Raw genomic sequence first — 16,775 nt, forward strand, 5'->3', positions numbered from 1 at the left:
TCATGAGCTACATTCCAAGATTAAAGCAAGAATATAAAGAGCGCGTGATAAAGGCGCTTACCGATGAGTTCGGTTATAAAAACGTAATGCAGGTTCCAAAGTTGCAGAAGATCGTAGTGAGCCGTGGAGTTGGAGCTGCAGTATCTGACAAGAAGCTTATTGATCATGCTGTGGACGAATTGACCAACATTACAGGTCAAAAAGCAGTGGCCACCCTTTCCAAGAAGGACGTTGCAACCTTTAAATTGAGAAAAGGGATGCCCATTGGTGCCAAAGTAACCTTGAGAGGAGAGCGCATGTATGAGTTTTTGGACAGATTGATCACCAGTGCCCTTCCAAGGGTACGTGATTTCCAAGGAGTTCGTGCTACCGGATTTGATGGTAGAGGAAACTACAACTTGGGAGTTCAAGAACAGATCATCTTTCCAGAGATCAATATTGACAGAATCAACAGAATCAACGGAATGGACATCACATTTGTGACTTCCGCTGAAACTGATAAAGAAGCAAAATCATTGTTAACCGAATTGGGAGTACCCTTTAAAAAGAACTAGTATGGCCAAGGAATCAATGAAAGCCCGTGAGAGAAAAAGGGCGAAAATGGTTGAGAAATACGCCGAGAAGAGAAAAGCTTTAAAAGAGGCCGGAGATTATGAGGCTTTGCAAAAGCTTCCTAAGAATGCGTCTCCAGTGCGTATGCGAAACCGTTGCAAATTGACCGGAAGACCAAGAGGGTACATGAGAACCTTCGGTGTCTCTAGGGTGATGTTCAGGGAAATGGCCAACAAAGGCTTGATTCCAGGAGTTAAAAAGGCAAGTTGGTAATTTAGATATAGAAAAGAAATGCTTACAGATCCAATTTCAGATTATTTGACCAGAATCAGGAATGCCAGCAAGGCAGGCCATAGGGTAGTAGATATCCCTGGTTCAAACCTTAAGAGACAGATTACCAAAATATTGTTCGATCAAGGCTATATTTTGAGTTATAAGTTCGAGGAGGATAAAGTGCAAGGGAACATTAAAATAGCCCTTAAGTACGATAAGGCCACCAAAGAACCTATCATTAAAAAATTGCAGCGGGTAAGTAAGCCCGGTCTTCGTAAGTATTCCGGTTCCGGAGACTTGCCAAGGGTCTTGAACGGTTTGGGTATTGCCATTGTGTCCACTTCCCACGGAGTGATGACCAGCAAACAAGCCCAGCAAGAGAATGTAGGTGGTGAAGTATTGTGCTACGTATATTAATTGAGAAAAGAGAAGAAAAATGTCAAGAATAGGTAACAATCCAATCGCAATCCCTGAAGGAGTAACCGTAGAGGTTAATGATGCCTTGGTTACCGTAAAAGGTAAATTGGGAGAACTTTCCCAAGATTTCTCAGGAGTTGATGTAAAGGTTGAAGAAGGAAAGGTTTTGGTTGAAAGACCTTCTGACTCCAAAGAACACAAAGCAAAACACGGTTTGTACCGTGCCCTTTTTGCCAACATGGTAAAAGGTGTATCTCAAGGATGGACCAAGGAATTGGAGTTGGTAGGGGTTGGATATAGAGCCAGTAACCAAGGACAGAAGTTGGATTTGGCCCTTGGATTTTCTCACAACATCGTCATGGACATTGCGCCAGAGGTGAAAATTGAGACTATTTCAGAAAAAGGGAAAAACCCTATTGTAAAATTAACATCTCACGACAAGCAATTGGTTGGTCAAGTGGCCGCCAAGATCAGAGGTTTCCGTAAGCCAGAGCCTTACAAAGGAAAAGGTATCAAGTTTGTTGGTGAGCAACTAAGAAGAAAAGCAGGTAAATCAGCTTAATAATTAAGACTATGGGATTATCTAAGACTGAACGAAAATTACGCATCCGAAGAAGAATACGCAAAGTATCCTCCGGAACTGAAGCAAGACCAAGATTGTCTGTTTTCAGAAGCAATAAAGAAATTTATGCCCAGTTGATTGACGACGTTAAGGGTGTTACTTTGGCTTCCGCATCATCGCGAGATAAGGATGTCGACGCTAAAGGAAGCAAGTCTGAAGTCGCCACTGCAGTAGGCAAGGCCATAGCAGAAAAGGCCCTTAAGCTTGGTGTGGAAGCCGTGGCTTTTGACAGAGGTGGAAACCTTTATCACGGAAGAGTAAAATCATTGGCTGAAGGAGCTAGGGAAGCAGGACTAAAATTCTAATAAGACTATGTACCAGAAATACAAAAACGTAGAGATAGTTAAGCCAGGAGGACTGGAGTTGAAAGACCGTTTGGTTGGAGTGCAACGGGTTACCAAGGTAACAAAAGGTGGTAGAGCCTTTGGTTTTTCAGCCATAGTTGTTGTTGGTGATGAAAATGGTGTTGTTGGACATGGTTTGGGTAAATCCAAGGAAGTAGCTACTGCAATCGCTAAAGCTATCGAGGATGCCAAAAAGAACTTGGTTCGTATTCCTTTGACCAAAGCTACCCTTCCCCACGAGCAAAAAGGGAAGTACGGAGGTGCTAGGGTTTATATTAAGCCTGCATCCCACGGTACCGGGGTAATTGCCGGTGGTGCTGTAAGAGCGGTATTGGAAGCGGTTGGAGTACACGACGTATTGTCGAAGTCCCAAGGTTCTTCTAACCCTCACAACGTGGTAAAAGCTACTTTTGATGCCCTTTTGCAATTGAGAAGTGCAGAAACCGTAGCCCAGCAAAGAGGCATTTCTTTGGAAAAAGTCTTTAAAGGATAATAAAAAGTCGACAGTTCATAACTGAACACTGAAAACTGATACAATGTCAAAGATTAAAGTAACACAGGTTAAAAGCGCCATCAAAAAGCCACAGAACCAAAAAAGAACTTTGGAGGCACTTGGATTGCGCAAGATTGGACAGGTTGTTGAGCATGATGCAACTCCCAATATCCTTGGAATGGTAAATAAGGTAAAACACTTGGTTTCCACAGAGGAAGCTTAAAAATATAACGGCACATGGATTTACATAATCTTAAACCAGCGAAAGGCGCTGTGCACAAAGAAGGAAAACGTGTAGGTAGAGGAGAAGGCTCTGGAAAAGGAGGCACTGCCACCCGTGGACACAAAGGAGCCAAGTCTAGATCTGGATATTCCAAAAAGATTGGTTTTGAAGGAGGTCAGATGCCTTTGCAAAGACGTGTTCCCAAGTTTGGTTTCACAAACATCAACCGTAAGGAATACAAAGGGATCAACTTGGGCAAATTGCAAGAGTTGGTAGACAATGGTGTGATAAAGAAAGAAGTTACTTTGGACATCCTTGTTGAGAACGGTTTGGCCCACAAAAACGATTTGGTAAAGATTTTGGGCGATGGCGAATTGAAAGCCAGCCTAAAAGTGTCTGTACATAAATTTACTGCTTCCGCTAAAGCTGCCATTGAGAAAGCTGGAGGTGAGGCAATAAGTTTATAAGGAATATATTATAGCATGAAGAAATTTATAGAGACCATATCAAATATCTGGAAAATCGATGAACTGAGACAACGTATCATCTTGACCCTCGGGTTGCTTTTGGTATATCGTTTTGGTACCCGCATTGTACTTCCAGGTATAGATACTACCCAATTGTCCCAGTTGGCATCACAGACCGATTCGGGTATTTTGGGAATTCTTAATGCTTTCACAGGAGGCGCTTTTGCCAATGCATCTGTATTTGCGTTGGGAATTATGCCCTATATCTCCGCCTCCATTGTGGTTCAGTTGATGGGAATAGCCATTCCATATCTTCAAAAACTGCAAAAAGAAGGAGAAAGTGGCAGAAAGACCATCAACCAGATTACAAGATGGTTGACCATTGGTATCTGTATTGTTCAAGCCCCCGCCTATTTGTACGGTTTGGGTGCACTTGGTGTTCCAGACAGTGCGTTTGTTTTGGGTAAAGGCTTGGATTTTATCGTTCCATCGGTTATTATATTGGTGACCGGATGTGTGTTTGCCATGTGGTTGGGTGAAAAAATTACTGATAAAGGAATCGGAAACGGTATATCATTATTGATTATGGTCGGTATCATTGCCACCATGCCGCAATCCTTTGTTCAGGAATTCGTTTCAAGGACCACTAACAATACCGGAGGTATTATGTTCATGTTGATTGAGGTCATTGTTTGGTTCTTGGTCATTTTGGCCAGTGTACTTTTGGTAATGGCTGTACGTCAGATTCCAGTACAATATGCCAGAAGAACAGCTTCTGGTGGTTACGAAAAGAACATCATGGGAGCTCGCCAGTACATTCCGCTAAAATTGAATGCATCTGGAGTTATGCCCATCATTTTTGCCCAGGCAATCATGTTTGCCCCAAGCTTGTTGGGTAGAACCTTTAACAATACAGCCGCAGGACAATGGATGGAAGTACAGTTTGCTGATATTTTTGGATTGGCCTACAACATCCTATTTGCTGTATTGATTATTATTTTCACCTATTTCTATACCGCGATCACCGTGCCTACTAACAAAATGGCCGATGATTTAAAGCGAAGTGGAGGGTTTATTCCTGGTATTCGTCCTGGAAAGGAAACTGGTGATTATTTGGATAAAATCATGTCATTGATAACTTTACCTGGATCGGTATTCTTAGCTTTGTTGGCCGTTTTGCCGGCCGTTGTGGTAAAGTTGATGGATGTACAGGCCGGATGGGCGTTATTTTATGGAGGAACATCTCTGTTGATTATGGTAGGTGTGGCTATTGATACAGTTCAGCAAGTAAATTCATATTTGTTGAACAGGCATTATGATGGCTTGATGAAGACTGGAAAAAACAGAAAAGTAGCATAATACATGGCAAAGCAACCAGCAATAGAACAAGATGGGACTATTATTGAAGCATTGTCTAATGCAATGTTCAGGGTAGAACTGGAGAATGGACACGTGGTAACAGCACATATATCCGGGAAAATGAGAATGCACTACATTAAGTTGCTTCCCGGGGATAAAGTAAAGTTGGAAATGAGTCCATACGATTTAACAAAAGCAAGAATTACGTATAGATACTAGTTACAATGAAAGTAAGAGCATCAATAAAGAAGAGAAGTGCCGACTGCAAGATTGTTCGCAGAAAAGGCAGATTGTACGTTATCAACAAAAAGAATCCTAGATTTAAACAAAGACAAGGGTAATTATGGCAAGAATTGCAGGGGTAGACATACCTAAACAAAAGCGTGGTGTTATTTCGCTTACCTATATCTTCGGAATAGGCAAAAGTAGAGCGCAAGAAATTTTGGCTAAGGCCCAAGTAAGTGAAGATACCAAGGTTTCTGATTGGAACGATGATGAAATTGGACGTATCAGGGAAGCTGTTTCTGAGTATACCATTGAAGGTGAGCTTCGTTCTGAGACCCAATTGAACATCAAACGTTTAATGGATATTGGTTGCTACCGAGGCATTCGCCACAGAGCCGGGTTGCCATTGAGAGGTCAGCGTACCAAGAACAACTCTAGGACCAGAAAAGGAAAAAGAAAAACAGTTGCCAACAAGAAAAAAGCAACGAAATAATAAACACATAGTCATTAGTCTTTAGACGTTAGAAGAATCTGTTTGAAATGTAAAAGTCTAGGATTCCAATAACTAAGAGCTAACACTAGAAACTAAGAAATATGGCAAAGGCAAGTACCAAAACAACTAAAAAACGCAAGGTAATCGTTGAATCTACCGGCGAGGCACACGTTGTTGCATCTTTCAACAACATCATTATATCCCTTACCAACAAAAAAGGCGATGTAATCTCTTGGTCCTCCGCAGGAAAAATGGGATTCCGTGGTTCTAAAAAGAACACCCCCTATGCAGCTCAAGTAGCCGCTGAGGATTGCGCAAAAGTTGCTCACGAAGCAGGATTGAGAAAAGTAAAGGTTTACGTGAAAGGACCAGGTAACGGTAGAGAATCTGCCATCCGTTCCATTCACAATGCCGGGATTGAGGTTACTGAGATCATTGATGTTACCCCACTACCACACAACGGTTGTAGACCACCCAAAAGAAGAAGAGTTTAATCAAGTATAGTTTTTAATGGCCCCAAAAGGGTCTTCACCACGAAGGTGCAGTTTAGATTATCGAAGGATAAGCCTTAATTCATAATCGCACTTTCAAATTAATAGAAGATGGCAAGATACACAGGACCAAAAACAAAAATCGCTAGAAAGTTTGGAGAAGCGATTTTCGGGGATGACAAATCCTTTGAAAAGAAAAATTACCCTCCAGGACAGCACGGTAACAACAGACGCCGTGGTAAAAAATCAGAATACGCAATCCAGTTGATGGAAAAGCAAAAAGCCAAATATACCTACGGTATTTTGGAGAAGCAATTCCGTAACCTTTTCGCCGAAGCCAAAAGAAAAGAAGGTGTTACCGGTGAAATTTTGCTTCAATTGTGTGAATCCCGTTTGGATAACGTGGTTTACCGAATGGGTATCTCCCCTTCAAGAAGAGGAGCACGCCAGTTGGTTTCGCACCGTCACATTACCGTGAATGGAAATGTCGTGAACATTCCATCGTACACCCTTAAAGCTGGAGACGTTGTTGGTGTTCGTGAAAAATCAAAGTCCGTACAATCCATTGAGGATTCTTTGTCTGCAAACAGCAGCGTATACGAATGGATCACTTGGAATTCCGAAAAGAAAGAAGGTACCTATGTATCTGTTCCTGAAAGAATTCAAATCCCTGAAAATATCAAGGAACAGTTGATCGTCGAATTGTACTCTAAATAAAATTCAACATTAATCCAATTATGGCATTACTTAATTTTCAGAAGCCCGATAAAGTTATAATGATAGATTCAACAGATTTCGAAGGGAAATTTGAATTCCGCCCTTTGGAACCTGGCTATGGATTAACAGTTGGGAATGCGCTGAGAAGGGTATTACTTTCCTCCTTGGAAGGTTTTGCCATCACTTCTGTGCGCATAGATGGAGTTGAACATGAGTTTTCTGTTATCCCAGGCGTTGTTGAAGACGTAACTGAGATCATTTTGAACCTAAAACAGGTTCGTTTTAAAAGACAGATTGATGATGTTGAGAGCGAGACCGTTTCCATTTCTGTTAGCGGAAAGGAACAGTTGACCGCTGGAGATTTCCAAAAATTTATTTCAGGGTACCAAGTGCTCAACCCAGATTTGGTGATCTGTAACATGGATCCCAAAGTGAGCATCAACCTTGAGATTATTATAGAAAAAGGACGTGGTTATGTTCCTGCTGAGGAAAACAAAAAATCCAATGCACCTTTGGGAAGCATTGCGGTTGACTCTGTTTACACTCCAGTAAAGAACGTAAAATACAGCATTGAAAACTTCAGGGTAGAGCAAAAGACCGATTACGAAAAATTGGTTTTTGAAATCCTTACCGATGGTTCCATTCATCCTAAGGACGCTTTGACCGAAGCAGCCAAAGTATTGATTCACCACTTTATGTTGTTCTCCGATGAGCGCATCACCCTTGAGGCCGATGAAATTGCTCAAACTGAGACCTACGATGAGGAATCCTTGCATATGCGTCAGTTGTTGAAGACCAAATTGGTAGACATGGACTTGTCCGTAAGGGCATTGAATTGTCTTAAAGCTGCCGAAGTGGATACATTGGGAGATTTGGTTTCCTTCAATAAAAATGATTTGATGAAGTTCAGGAACTTCGGTAAAAAATCATTGACCGAGTTGGAAGAGTTGGTCATCAACAAAGGCCTACAATTTGGTATGGACCTTTCCAAATACAAATTAGATAAAGATTAATAATCATATTTTGCTCCCCAAGTAAAACTGGGTCTGGTAGCAAGATGATAAACTAGAAAGATGAGACACGGAAAGAAATTCAATCACTTAGGAAGAACATCCGCCCACAGAAAGGCGATGTTGGCCAACATGGCTTGCTCCCTTATTGAGCATAAGCGAATCAATACCACTGTGGCCAAGGCGAAAGCTTTGAAACAGTTTGTTGAGCCTTTGATCACTAAAGCCAAGATTGAAAACAACCAAACTACCGAAAAAGGTACGCACAACAGAAGGGTTGTTTTCAGTAACTTAAGAAGCAAGGAAGCCATCACTGAACTTTTTAGCACTGTTGCTGAAAAAGTAGCGGACAGACCAGGAGGTTATACCCGAATCATTAAGTTGGGTAACCGATTGGGAGATAACGCTGACATGGCCATGATAGAACTAGTGGATTTCAATGAGGTATACAACGCTGGTAAACCTGCCAAGAAATCAACCAGAAGAAGTAGAAGAGGAGGAAGCAAGAAAACGGAGCCTGTGGCACCGGTCGCTGAAACCAAAACTGACGATTCTGAAGAATAAGAACAATGTTATTAACTATTGTATTAGTGGAAAAAGGATAAGTGAGAACTTATCCTTTTTTTATGTTTTTTTGTAAACTGAAAAATTGGAACACTTCATGAAGTATCACGAAAAGAAAAAAGCACTGTTATTGTTGGCGGACGGGACCATTTTCTACGGGAAAGCTGTAGGAGGAAAGGAAGGTACAGCCGTTGGAGAAGTATGTTTTAATACCGGTATGACTGGGTATCAGGAAATCTTTACTGACCCATCCTATTTCGGACAATTGATGGTAACCACCAATGCCCATATTGGGAACTATGGAGCCCACTTGGACGAAATTGAATCCGATTCCGTAAAAATAGCTGGGCTTATCTGTAAAAATTTTAGCTACGAATATTCCAGACCCGATGCCAGCATGAGCTTGTTGGAGTTTTTGAACAACAATAATCTGTTTGCCATCTCTGATGTGGATACCCGCGCTTTGGTAAGTTACATTCGTGATAATGGGGCCATGAACGCCTTGATTTCCACAAGGGTCGATGAGATTGATGCACTGAAGGAAGAATTAAAGCAAGTTCCCAGTATGGAAGGATTGGAACTTTCATCTAAAGTATCCACCAAGGAGCCTTACTACTACGGCGATGAAAATTCTACTTACAAGATTTCCGCTTTGGATATTGGGATTAAAAAGAACATTTTAAGAAACTTGGCCAAAAGAGGTGCCTATATCAAGGTATTTCCATACAATACCTCGTTTGAGGAAATGGAAAAATGGAATCCGGATGGGTACTTTATTTCCAACGGACCTGGAGACCCAGAACCATTGACGGATGCCATCACTGCGGCCAAGAAAATGATTACTTCAGATAAACCCTTGTTCGGAATCTGTTTGGGACACCAAGTATTGGCCTTGGCCAATGGCGTATCCACCTATAAGATGCACAATGGACACCGAGGTATCAATCACCCTATTTTAAACTTGGTGACAGGAAAAGGAGAGATTACCTCCCAAAACCATGGGTTTGCCATCAACAGGGAAGAGACTGAGGCTCATCCAGAATTGGAGATTACACATACCCACTTGAATGACCATACTGTGGCAGGAATCAAAATGAAGGACAAGGATGTGTTTTCAGTGCAATATCACCCAGAAGCGAGTCCTGGACCCCACGATGCCGACTATCTGTTCGACCAATTTTTTGATGCAATTAAAACAGGAAAGAACTAAAACGTTATAGTTTTATTTTTAGGTTATCAAGCCCATAATATGGGCAGTTTCATACTGTTAAAAGGGTCTCCTTTTCGTATCTTAGTCGAATTAAATTACAATCATAAACTTTGAATACAATGAGCATTATTATCAATATTCATGCAAGACAGATATTAGATTCAAGAGGTAACCCTACCGTAGAGGTAGATGTAGTTACCGAAAACGGAATTTTGGGAAGGGCGGCCGTACCTTCCGGAGCCTCAACAGGAGAACATGAGGCTGTTGAATTACGCGATGGAGGAGATTCCTTTATGGGAAAAGGCATTGGAAAAGCTGTGAACAATGTCAACACTGTTATTGCTGAAGAGTTGGTAGGTACTTCAGTTTTTGATCAAAATGCCATCGACCAGACCATGATTGAGCTGGATGGCACACCGAACAAATCTAAATTAGGCGCTAATGCCATTTTGGGCGTTTCTTTGGCTGTGGCCAAAGCAGCTGCCAATGAATTGGGGATGCCATTGTATCGTTATGTGGGCGGGGTAAGTGCCAACACACTTCCGGTCCCTATGATGAACATTATCAATGGTGGGTCCCACTCGGATGCTCCCATTGCGTTCCAAGAGTTTATGATCATGCCCGTTAAGGCCAAGGATTTTAGTCACTCTATGCAAATGGGTACTGAAATCTTCCACAACCTTAAAAAAGTATTGCACGACCGTGGTTTGAGCACTGCTGTAGGTGACGAAGGTGGTTTTGCCCCAACCTTGGAAGGTGGTACCGAAGATGCTTTGGATACCATTGGAAAAGCAGTAGCAAAAGCAGGTTACAAATTGGGTGATGATGTAATGATTGCCTTGGATTGTGCCTCTGCTGAATTCTATGTGGATGGTAAATACGACTATACCAAGTTTGAAGGTGATAAAGGAATGGTACGAACTTCTGAGGAGCAAGCTCAATATTTGGCGGATCTTTGCGAAAAATACCCTATCATCTCCATTGAGGATGGAATGGATGAAAACGATTGGGATGGTTGGAAACTCCTTACTGATAAGATCGGGGATAAAGTACAATTAGTGGGTGACGATTTATTTGTAACCAATGTAGAACGTCTGTCCAGAGGTATTGAAAACGGCATCGCTAACTCCATTTTGATCAAGGTTAACCAAATTGGAACCTTGAGTGAAACTATTGCTGCAGTAAATATGGCCAAAAATGCAGGGTATACGTCTGTAATGTCTCACCGTTCTGGAGAAACTGAGGACAATACCATCGCCGATTTGGCCGTGGCCTTGAACACAGGTCAGATTAAGACTGGTTCTGCTTCACGAAGTGACCGTATGGCAAAATACAACCAGTTATTGCGTATTGAGGAAGAATTGGGAAGTATTGCCTATTATCCTCAAGAAAAAGCCTTTAAGATAAAATAAGGATAAAGATTATTTAGCATAATAAAAGCCTTTCTCAAATGGGAAAGGCTTTTTTTTGTTTCAATACTAAACTTTAGCTAAATTATAGCATCGAATCAGTAGTGCTAACTCACTTAACTATATGAATAATTTTCTTTTTGTTGCAGCGGAAAATGATGCCTTGGCCAACTGTAAAGCAGGTGGAATGGGCGATGTGGTACGAGATGTGCCCAGGCAAATTTCAGAACGTGGAGATAAAGTGCATGTCATTGTACCTTCATACTCCAGACTTCACAAAGATGGATTGTTCAAGACCAACCTGAATTTCTATTTGCGGGGATTGCGATATTCGGCAGAATTATATGAGGTAAAACCCAAGAAAGAATTTCCCAATATTGTGCATTATGTACTCCATCATCCAGAGATTGAGGCAGGGGACATTGCCCATATCTATCATAATGACCCTGAAGAGCCTTTCTATACGGATGCTATCAAATATTTCATTTTTTGTACTGCGGTGGCGGAAGCTGTAAAGCAAGGTGCGTTCGGGGAGTTGGATGTAATTCATTTGCACGATTGGCATTCCAGTTTGCTGTTATTTTTGAGGGAATACCATCCAGACTATGCAAATCTTCAAGACATACGGTTTGTATACAGTATCCATAATTTGGCCATTCAGGGGATACGACCTTTTGACGGAAACTATTCTTCCGTGAAAAACTGGTTCCCCAATGTACCCTTGGATTATCAAAAGTTGATGGATTACCGCTATCAGGATTGCATCAATCTTATGGCGGTGGGAATCCGTTTTGCGGATGCCGTTCACACGGTATCCCCTTCCTATAAAGAAGATGTATTGTTGCCCAGTTCGCCACCAGAGTTCATTGGAGGTGAAGGTTTGGAAAAAGATCTTCAAAAAGCCGATGAGGAGGGACGGTTGTTCGGTATTTTAAACGGTTGCAACTACAAGAACATTAACTCCGAAGCAAAGGGACATATTTATCGAAATACGGTAAAAGCACTTTTTGGATGGCTACAACAGGAAGATAAAAAGTACAAAGCCGATTTCTTGGCCCATACCGGCGAAAAAATCATGGAATATGTCGGCAACCGACCCAAGTTCATTGCGTCTAGTGTAGCTCGACTTACCGAACAAAAATTCTATTTCTTCATGCGTTCCCCGGAAGCGTTTGTTGAAATCCTGAAGCGATTGGAAAAGGTGGATGGCATTTTTATGTTGCTGGGGACAGGTGCGCCAGAGTATGAGGAACTCTTCCGAAAACTCAGTTACCAGCACAAAAATTTTATTTTCACCAATGGACAATCAGAAAAACTCATCGACTCAATTTATTTGGAATCTGACCTATACTTTATGCCCAGTCTTTTTGAGCCCTGTGGCATAAGTCAAATGTTGGCCATGCGCAATGGGAATCCCTGTTTGGTCCACCATACAGGGGGATTAAAAGATACGGTGGAACATATGAAAACTGGCTTTAGTTTTGATGGTGACAGCTACGATGAAAAAATAAAAAACATGCTGGAAGTGTTGGATGTAGCCTTGGATGTTTTTCAAAATGACAAGCCAACTTGGAAAAAAATACAAGCGACCGCCAAAAGAAAGCGTTTTACCTGGAAAAAGTCCGTGGACGACTACTACAAGCTATTGTATAATATGGCCTGATGACTTTTTTCTCCACCATTGATATTTTATTGTTAATAACCGCACAAATAGGAGCTGGAAATTGTTAATGGCTGCGCTTTTTCGTAATTTCCGCATTCTATTTTTACTAATCTATTAAAACATAAAATGTCGGATAAAGCTATACTCGAATATGGTGGAAAACAGTATGAATTCCCCGTAATCCAAGGTACTGAAGATGAATTGGCAATTGATATAAAAACATTAAGGGCCGCAACTGGAATGGTGACGATAGATCCCGGGTACAAAAACACGGGTTCTTGTGAAAGTGCTATTACGTTTCTGGATGGGGAAAAAGGAATTCTGAGGTATAGAGGATACTCCATTGAAGATTTAGCGGAAAAAGCCGATTTTTTAGAAGTGGCCTATCTCCTGATTTTTGGGGAATTGCCCAATAAAGAACAATTGGAAAAGTTCCATAATGATATTAAGGAGGAATCCCATGTAGATGAGGAAATGAAAAAGATTTTGGACGCTTTTCCAAAAGCGGCCCACCCTATGGGAGTACTTTCCTCATTAACGAGTGCTTTGGTGGCTTTTAATCCTATTTCCGTTGATGTTTCTTCTGAAAAAGCCATGTACGCCTCCATCGTGCGCATTTTGGCCAAATTCCCGGTGTTGGTGGCATGGACCCAAAGAAAGAAAAAGGGACTTCCGCTGGATTATGGTGATGATAGCTTGGGCTATGTTGAGAACATTCACAAGATGATGTTCAAAAAGCCCAACCAAGAGTACAAAAAAGACCCTATTGCCATTGAGGCCCTGGATAAATTATTGATTCTGCACGCGGACCATGAGCAGAACTGTTCCACATCAACAGTGCGTATTGTAGGATCTTCACATGCAGGGCTGTTCGCTTCTTTGTCAGCGGGAATCTCTGCACTTTGGGGGCCGCTACACGGCGGTGCTAACCAAGCGGTATTGGAAATGCTGGAGGCCATTGAAGCAGATGGTGGCGATACCAAGAAATATATGGCCAAAGCCAAGGATAAGGACGACCCATTTAGATTAATGGGCTTTGGGCACCGTGTCTACAAAAATTTTGATCCTAGGGCCAAAATCATTAAAAAGTCGGCCGATGATGTGTTGGGCAACCTTGGAATTGATGACCCCATTTTGGACATTGCCAAAGGGTTGGAAAAAGAAGCTTTGGAGGACAAATACTTTGTAGATAGAAAATTGTATCCCAATGTGGATTTCTATTCTGGAATCATCTATAGGGCGTTGGGAATCCCAACAGAAATGTTTACCGTAATGTTCGCTTTGGGAAGACTGCCTGGATGGATTGCCCAATGGCGGGAAATGCGATTGCGAAAAGAACCCATAGGAAGACCCCGACAAGTGTATATCGGGGAAAACCTAAGGTCCTTCGTTCCATTGGAAAAAAGATAAGATTTGGGGGGACAGTCAAAAAACTAGGGCAATTGCAAAATTGCCCTTTTCTTGTTTATAGGCTTTGAAGATTAGTTCCAGAGCCAAAATTCAAAGACTTGTCATGGTCATAGCATATACGCATGATCTCACGGTGGTAATGGGCACGTATCCACGAAAGATCATTGTTTTTTGAAAGGATGTTTTTTGATCGTTCAAACTCATGATGGAGAAAGTTGTGAGCATCAATGGCATTCAAGTTTTTTATGGTAGAATCGAGTGACTGACCATACCTATTGATAAAAGTGTTTACTTTCATCAAATCCCATTCATTATCTATTACTAAATTGTCTTGGCCTAAAGCTCCTTCGGGAAAGTCTTGCAGAGTAATGCAATCTTGATACTTTACAGAATACAAAGAATCCGTATGTTGGTCTATGGAGGAATAGGCATGCGTAACCTTTCTTTTTTGAAATGCATTCATTGGTCCCCACAGTGCAAAAGCTGCCAAGACCAATACCGACGAAACAATCAATTTCTTCATTTGTAGGAAAAATCTTAATACAAATGTAGTAATTAAAAATGTATAAGCAACATTTATTGCATAAAAATTCACATCAAATAGTGAATTTTAAAGCATTAACGTTCAGGGAGTTAAATTTTGAATATTTCTCGTTTTTATACTGGGAAAATCACATAAATAAAAAAGGTTATTTTGCCAATTTGTAGGAGGATAATAGGGGCCAAAACACTAGATTTGCCTTAAAATTTTTAGGGGAAACCCCTAATTGAATTAACACGTTTCAATGATTATCGTATGATGCAGTTGAACATTGTAGACGAAACAAGCCCGTTAAAGGCAGTGATTTTGGGGACAGCACACAGTTGTGGCCCAATTCCAAGCCCGGAAGAGGCCTATGACCCAAAATCTTTGGAGCACATTCTGGCAGGCACCTATCCAACAGAAGCGGATATGGTAAAGGAAATGAATGCCTTTGCACAAGTATTTCAAAAGTATGGGGTAAAAGTATACCGCCCGGAGGTCCTTGAGAATTGTAATCAGATTTTTTCACGGGATATTGCTTTTGTTATTGAAGACAAGCTATTTCATGCCAACATTCTTCCCGATCGCGAACGCGAGTTTGTGGCCATTCATGAAGTGTTGGATGAAATCGACCCCAATAACATCATTCGCCCACCCGAAGAAGTACACATTGAAGGTGGTGATGTCATGCCTTGGAACGATTACATTTTTATAGGCACTTACACGGGTTCGGATTATCCCGATTTTATCACAGCTCGTACCAACAAAGAAGCGGTGGAGTATATCCGAAAGATGTTTCCGCATAAAACGGTAAAATCATTTGAACTGCGAAAATCAAACACCGACGCTAAAGAAAATGCCCTCCACTTGGACTGCTGTTTTCAACCGGTGGGAAAGGACAAGGCCATTTTGCACAAAAATGGTTTCTTGGTGGAAGAGGAGTATCAGTGGTTGGTGGATTACTTCGGGAAGGACAATGTTTTTGAAATTACCAAAGACGAAATGTACCAAATGTTCAGTAACGTATTTTCCATTTCACCGGAAGTGGTCGTTTCAGAAAAGAACTTCATCCGGCTGAACAACTGGCTTCGAGATCAAGGTTTTACGGTAGAAGAGATTCCGTATGCCGAAATTGCCAAACAAGAGGGGCTGCTTCGGTGCAGTACCATGCCCCTCATCAGGGCATAACAATTACGCACTTACAACAACTAAACATACAAACAATTTGAGAGCACAGATTACCAACACCATTCTAATGATTCGTCCGGTAAATTTCCGGATGAATGAGCAGACTGCGGTCAATAATTATTTTCAGGAAGACTTGCATTTGAAAAATGCGGAGATCAACCGAAAGGCCCAAGAAGAGTTCGATGCCTTTGTAAAAGTACTTCGGGAGAACGGGGTAAATGTTATCGTGGTTGAGGATACCAAGGAACGTGATACACCAGATTCCATTTTCCCGAACAATTGGGTCTCCTTCCATGAGAGCGGTACTATTTGTGTCTATCCCATGTTTGCTGAAAACCGAAGAAAAGAACGCCGAGAGGATATTTTTGAGACCTTGGAAAACGAAGGTTTTGCCATCAATAATATTATGGATTACACTTCCGCTGAAGAGGAAGGCGTGTTTTTGGAAGGCACAGGAAGTATCCTAAAAGATAGAGCCAACCAAAAAGCATACTGTGCGCTCTCCGAACGGGCCCATGAAGAACTGTTTATTGAATTTTGTGAGGATTTTGACTGTTTCCCCGTCATTTTTACGGCCTACCAATCGGTGGATGGGGAGCGTTTGCCCATTTACCATACCAATGTAATGATGGCGATGGCTGAGACTTTTGTGGTCATTTGTTTAAAGTCCATCGACGATAAAAAGGAGCGCAAGAGTGTTGTGGAACATATTAAAATGGATGGTCGGGAGATTATTGAAATCACCGAGGAACAACTGTACCACTTTGCAGGGAACATGCTCCAAGTGATCGGGGCCAATGAACAACGTTTTATGGTGATGAGCACCCAAGCCTACAATAGCCTTCGGGATGACCAAATCAAGGCCATTGAAAAACATTGTCGTATCATTCATAGTCCATTGGATACCATTGAATCTTCAGGGGGTGGTAGCGCCCGTTGCATGATGGCGGAAGTGTTTTTGCCAAAGAAGTAATGTCCCCTTGAGGGGACCTTAGGGGTGTTTTTTCATGTGGACACGCCTGCCTGCCGCAGGCAGGAATTCCACCAATTTGCACGAATACCACCATCACCCTAAACCCGCCTAATTGGACGAGCGGGCTTATTTCAGGGCCACATCTCTTA

23 protein-coding genes are annotated in these 16,775 nt (G+C 41.7%); 22 read left to right on the plus strand and 1 reads right to left on the minus strand.

Annotation, left to right across the window (positions count from 1 at the left end; genetic code table 11):
- Positions 1-2: 2 nt before the first annotated feature.
- From rplE to J0X14_RS05565, 20 genes are all read left to right on the plus strand, one after another.
- Positions 3-554: a 50S ribosomal protein L5 gene (gene rplE, locus J0X14_RS05470; RefSeq protein ID WP_207096770.1), complete on the plus strand. Its 552-nt coding sequence runs from the start codon at positions 3-5 to the stop codon at positions 552-554.
- Between the two features lies 1 nt (position 555).
- The gene (gene rpsN, locus J0X14_RS05475; RefSeq protein ID WP_207096771.1) at positions 556-825 is read left to right on the plus strand and encodes a 30S ribosomal protein S14; all 270 of its coding nucleotides are present in this window, start codon (positions 556-558) and stop codon (positions 823-825) included.
- 18 nt (positions 826-843) lie between these two features.
- Entirely contained in the window at positions 844-1,242 is a 399-nt protein-coding gene (gene rpsH, locus J0X14_RS05480; RefSeq protein WP_207096772.1) for a 30S ribosomal protein S8, read from the plus strand.
- Positions 1,243-1,261: 19 nt separating this feature from the next.
- A complete protein-coding gene (gene rplF, locus J0X14_RS05485) occupies positions 1,262-1,804 on the plus strand; it encodes a 50S ribosomal protein L6 (protein ID WP_207096773.1) in 543 nt (180 codons plus the stop codon).
- Positions 1,805-1,815: 11 nt separating this feature from the next.
- Positions 1,816-2,169, plus strand: coding sequence for a 50S ribosomal protein L18 (gene rplR / locus J0X14_RS05490; protein WP_207096774.1), 354 nt, complete (start codon positions 1,816-1,818; stop codon positions 2,167-2,169).
- Between the two features lie 7 nt (positions 2,170-2,176).
- Positions 2,177-2,701 (plus strand): 30S ribosomal protein S5, encoded by a 525-nt coding sequence (rpsE, locus tag J0X14_RS05495; RefSeq protein ID WP_207096775.1) that lies wholly within the window; start codon positions 2,177-2,179, stop codon positions 2,699-2,701.
- Positions 2,702-2,744: 43 nt separating this feature from the next.
- The gene (gene rpmD, locus J0X14_RS05500; protein ID WP_067029297.1) at positions 2,745-2,924 is read left to right on the plus strand and encodes a 50S ribosomal protein L30; all 180 of its coding nucleotides are present in this window, start codon (positions 2,745-2,747) and stop codon (positions 2,922-2,924) included.
- 14 nt (positions 2,925-2,938) lie between these two features.
- On the plus strand, positions 2,939-3,391 hold the full coding sequence (gene rplO, locus J0X14_RS05505; RefSeq protein ID WP_207096776.1) for a 50S ribosomal protein L15: 453 nt from the start codon (positions 2,939-2,941) through the stop codon (positions 3,389-3,391).
- A gap of 15 nt (positions 3,392-3,406) precedes the next feature.
- Complete coding sequence (gene secY, locus J0X14_RS05510; protein ID WP_207096777.1) at positions 3,407-4,750, plus strand: preprotein translocase subunit SecY; 1,344 nt, start codon at positions 3,407-3,409, stop codon at positions 4,748-4,750.
- A gap of 3 nt (positions 4,751-4,753) precedes the next feature.
- Positions 4,754-4,969: a translation initiation factor IF-1 gene (infA, locus tag J0X14_RS05515; protein ID WP_014031991.1), complete on the plus strand. Its 216-nt coding sequence runs from the start codon at positions 4,754-4,756 to the stop codon at positions 4,967-4,969.
- 5 nt (positions 4,970-4,974) lie between these two features.
- On the plus strand, positions 4,975-5,091 hold the full coding sequence (gene ykgO, locus J0X14_RS05520; RefSeq protein ID WP_010519235.1) for a type B 50S ribosomal protein L36: 117 nt from the start codon (positions 4,975-4,977) through the stop codon (positions 5,089-5,091).
- A gap of 2 nt (positions 5,092-5,093) precedes the next feature.
- Complete coding sequence (gene rpsM, locus J0X14_RS05525) at positions 5,094-5,468, plus strand: 30S ribosomal protein S13 (protein ID WP_207096778.1); 375 nt, start codon at positions 5,094-5,096, stop codon at positions 5,466-5,468.
- Between the two features lie 101 nt (positions 5,469-5,569).
- Positions 5,570-5,962 (plus strand): 30S ribosomal protein S11, encoded by a 393-nt coding sequence (rpsK, locus tag J0X14_RS05530; RefSeq protein ID WP_207096779.1) that lies wholly within the window; start codon positions 5,570-5,572, stop codon positions 5,960-5,962.
- A 108-nt stretch (positions 5,963-6,070) separates the two neighbouring features.
- A complete protein-coding gene (gene rpsD / locus J0X14_RS05535) occupies positions 6,071-6,676 on the plus strand; it encodes a 30S ribosomal protein S4 (protein WP_036379802.1) in 606 nt (201 codons plus the stop codon).
- A 20-nt stretch (positions 6,677-6,696) separates the two neighbouring features.
- A complete protein-coding gene (locus J0X14_RS05540) occupies positions 6,697-7,689 on the plus strand; it encodes a DNA-directed RNA polymerase subunit alpha (RefSeq protein ID WP_067029307.1) in 993 nt (330 codons plus the stop codon).
- A gap of 60 nt (positions 7,690-7,749) precedes the next feature.
- Complete coding sequence (rplQ, locus tag J0X14_RS05545) at positions 7,750-8,250, plus strand: 50S ribosomal protein L17 (protein WP_207096780.1); 501 nt, start codon at positions 7,750-7,752, stop codon at positions 8,248-8,250.
- 97 nt (positions 8,251-8,347) lie between these two features.
- Positions 8,348-9,460, plus strand: a complete 1,113-nt coding sequence (gene carA / locus J0X14_RS05550; protein ID WP_207096781.1) for a glutamine-hydrolyzing carbamoyl-phosphate synthase small subunit — start codon at positions 8,348-8,350, stop codon at positions 9,458-9,460.
- Between the two features lie 119 nt (positions 9,461-9,579).
- A complete protein-coding gene (gene eno / locus J0X14_RS05555) occupies positions 9,580-10,872 on the plus strand; it encodes a phosphopyruvate hydratase (protein ID WP_207096782.1) in 1,293 nt (430 codons plus the stop codon).
- A 121-nt stretch (positions 10,873-10,993) separates the two neighbouring features.
- A complete protein-coding gene (locus tag J0X14_RS05560) occupies positions 10,994-12,532 on the plus strand; it encodes a glycogen synthase (RefSeq protein ID WP_207096783.1) in 1,539 nt (512 codons plus the stop codon).
- Positions 12,533-12,658: 126 nt separating this feature from the next.
- Positions 12,659-13,942 (plus strand): citrate synthase, encoded by a 1,284-nt coding sequence (locus J0X14_RS05565; protein WP_207096784.1) that lies wholly within the window; start codon positions 12,659-12,661, stop codon positions 13,940-13,942.
- Between the two features lie 55 nt (positions 13,943-13,997).
- Here J0X14_RS05565 and J0X14_RS05570 read toward each other — a convergent pair whose 3' ends face one another.
- Positions 13,998-14,465 (minus strand): hypothetical protein, encoded by a 468-nt coding sequence (locus J0X14_RS05570; protein ID WP_207096785.1) that lies wholly within the window; start codon positions 14,463-14,465, stop codon positions 13,998-14,000.
- A 273-nt stretch (positions 14,466-14,738) separates the two neighbouring features.
- On the opposite strand from J0X14_RS05570, the gene J0X14_RS05575 reads away from it, so the two are divergent.
- Both J0X14_RS05575 and ctlX read left to right on the plus strand, forming a co-directional pair.
- Positions 14,739-15,653 carry a dimethylarginine dimethylaminohydrolase family protein gene (locus J0X14_RS05575; protein WP_207096786.1) on the plus strand — a complete coding sequence of 305 codons (915 nt, stop codon included), beginning with the start codon at positions 14,739-14,741 and terminating at the stop codon, positions 15,651-15,653.
- A gap of 67 nt (positions 15,654-15,720) precedes the next feature.
- Positions 15,721-16,626 (plus strand): citrulline utilization hydrolase CtlX, encoded by a 906-nt coding sequence (gene ctlX, locus J0X14_RS05580; protein ID WP_207097496.1) that lies wholly within the window; start codon positions 15,721-15,723, stop codon positions 16,624-16,626.
- The last annotated feature ends 149 nt before the right edge of the window (positions 16,627-16,775 follow it).

The organism is Allomuricauda sp. CAU 1633, assembly GCF_017313225.1.
Classification (GTDB): Bacteria; Bacteroidota; Bacteroidia; order Flavobacteriales; family Flavobacteriaceae; genus Flagellimonas.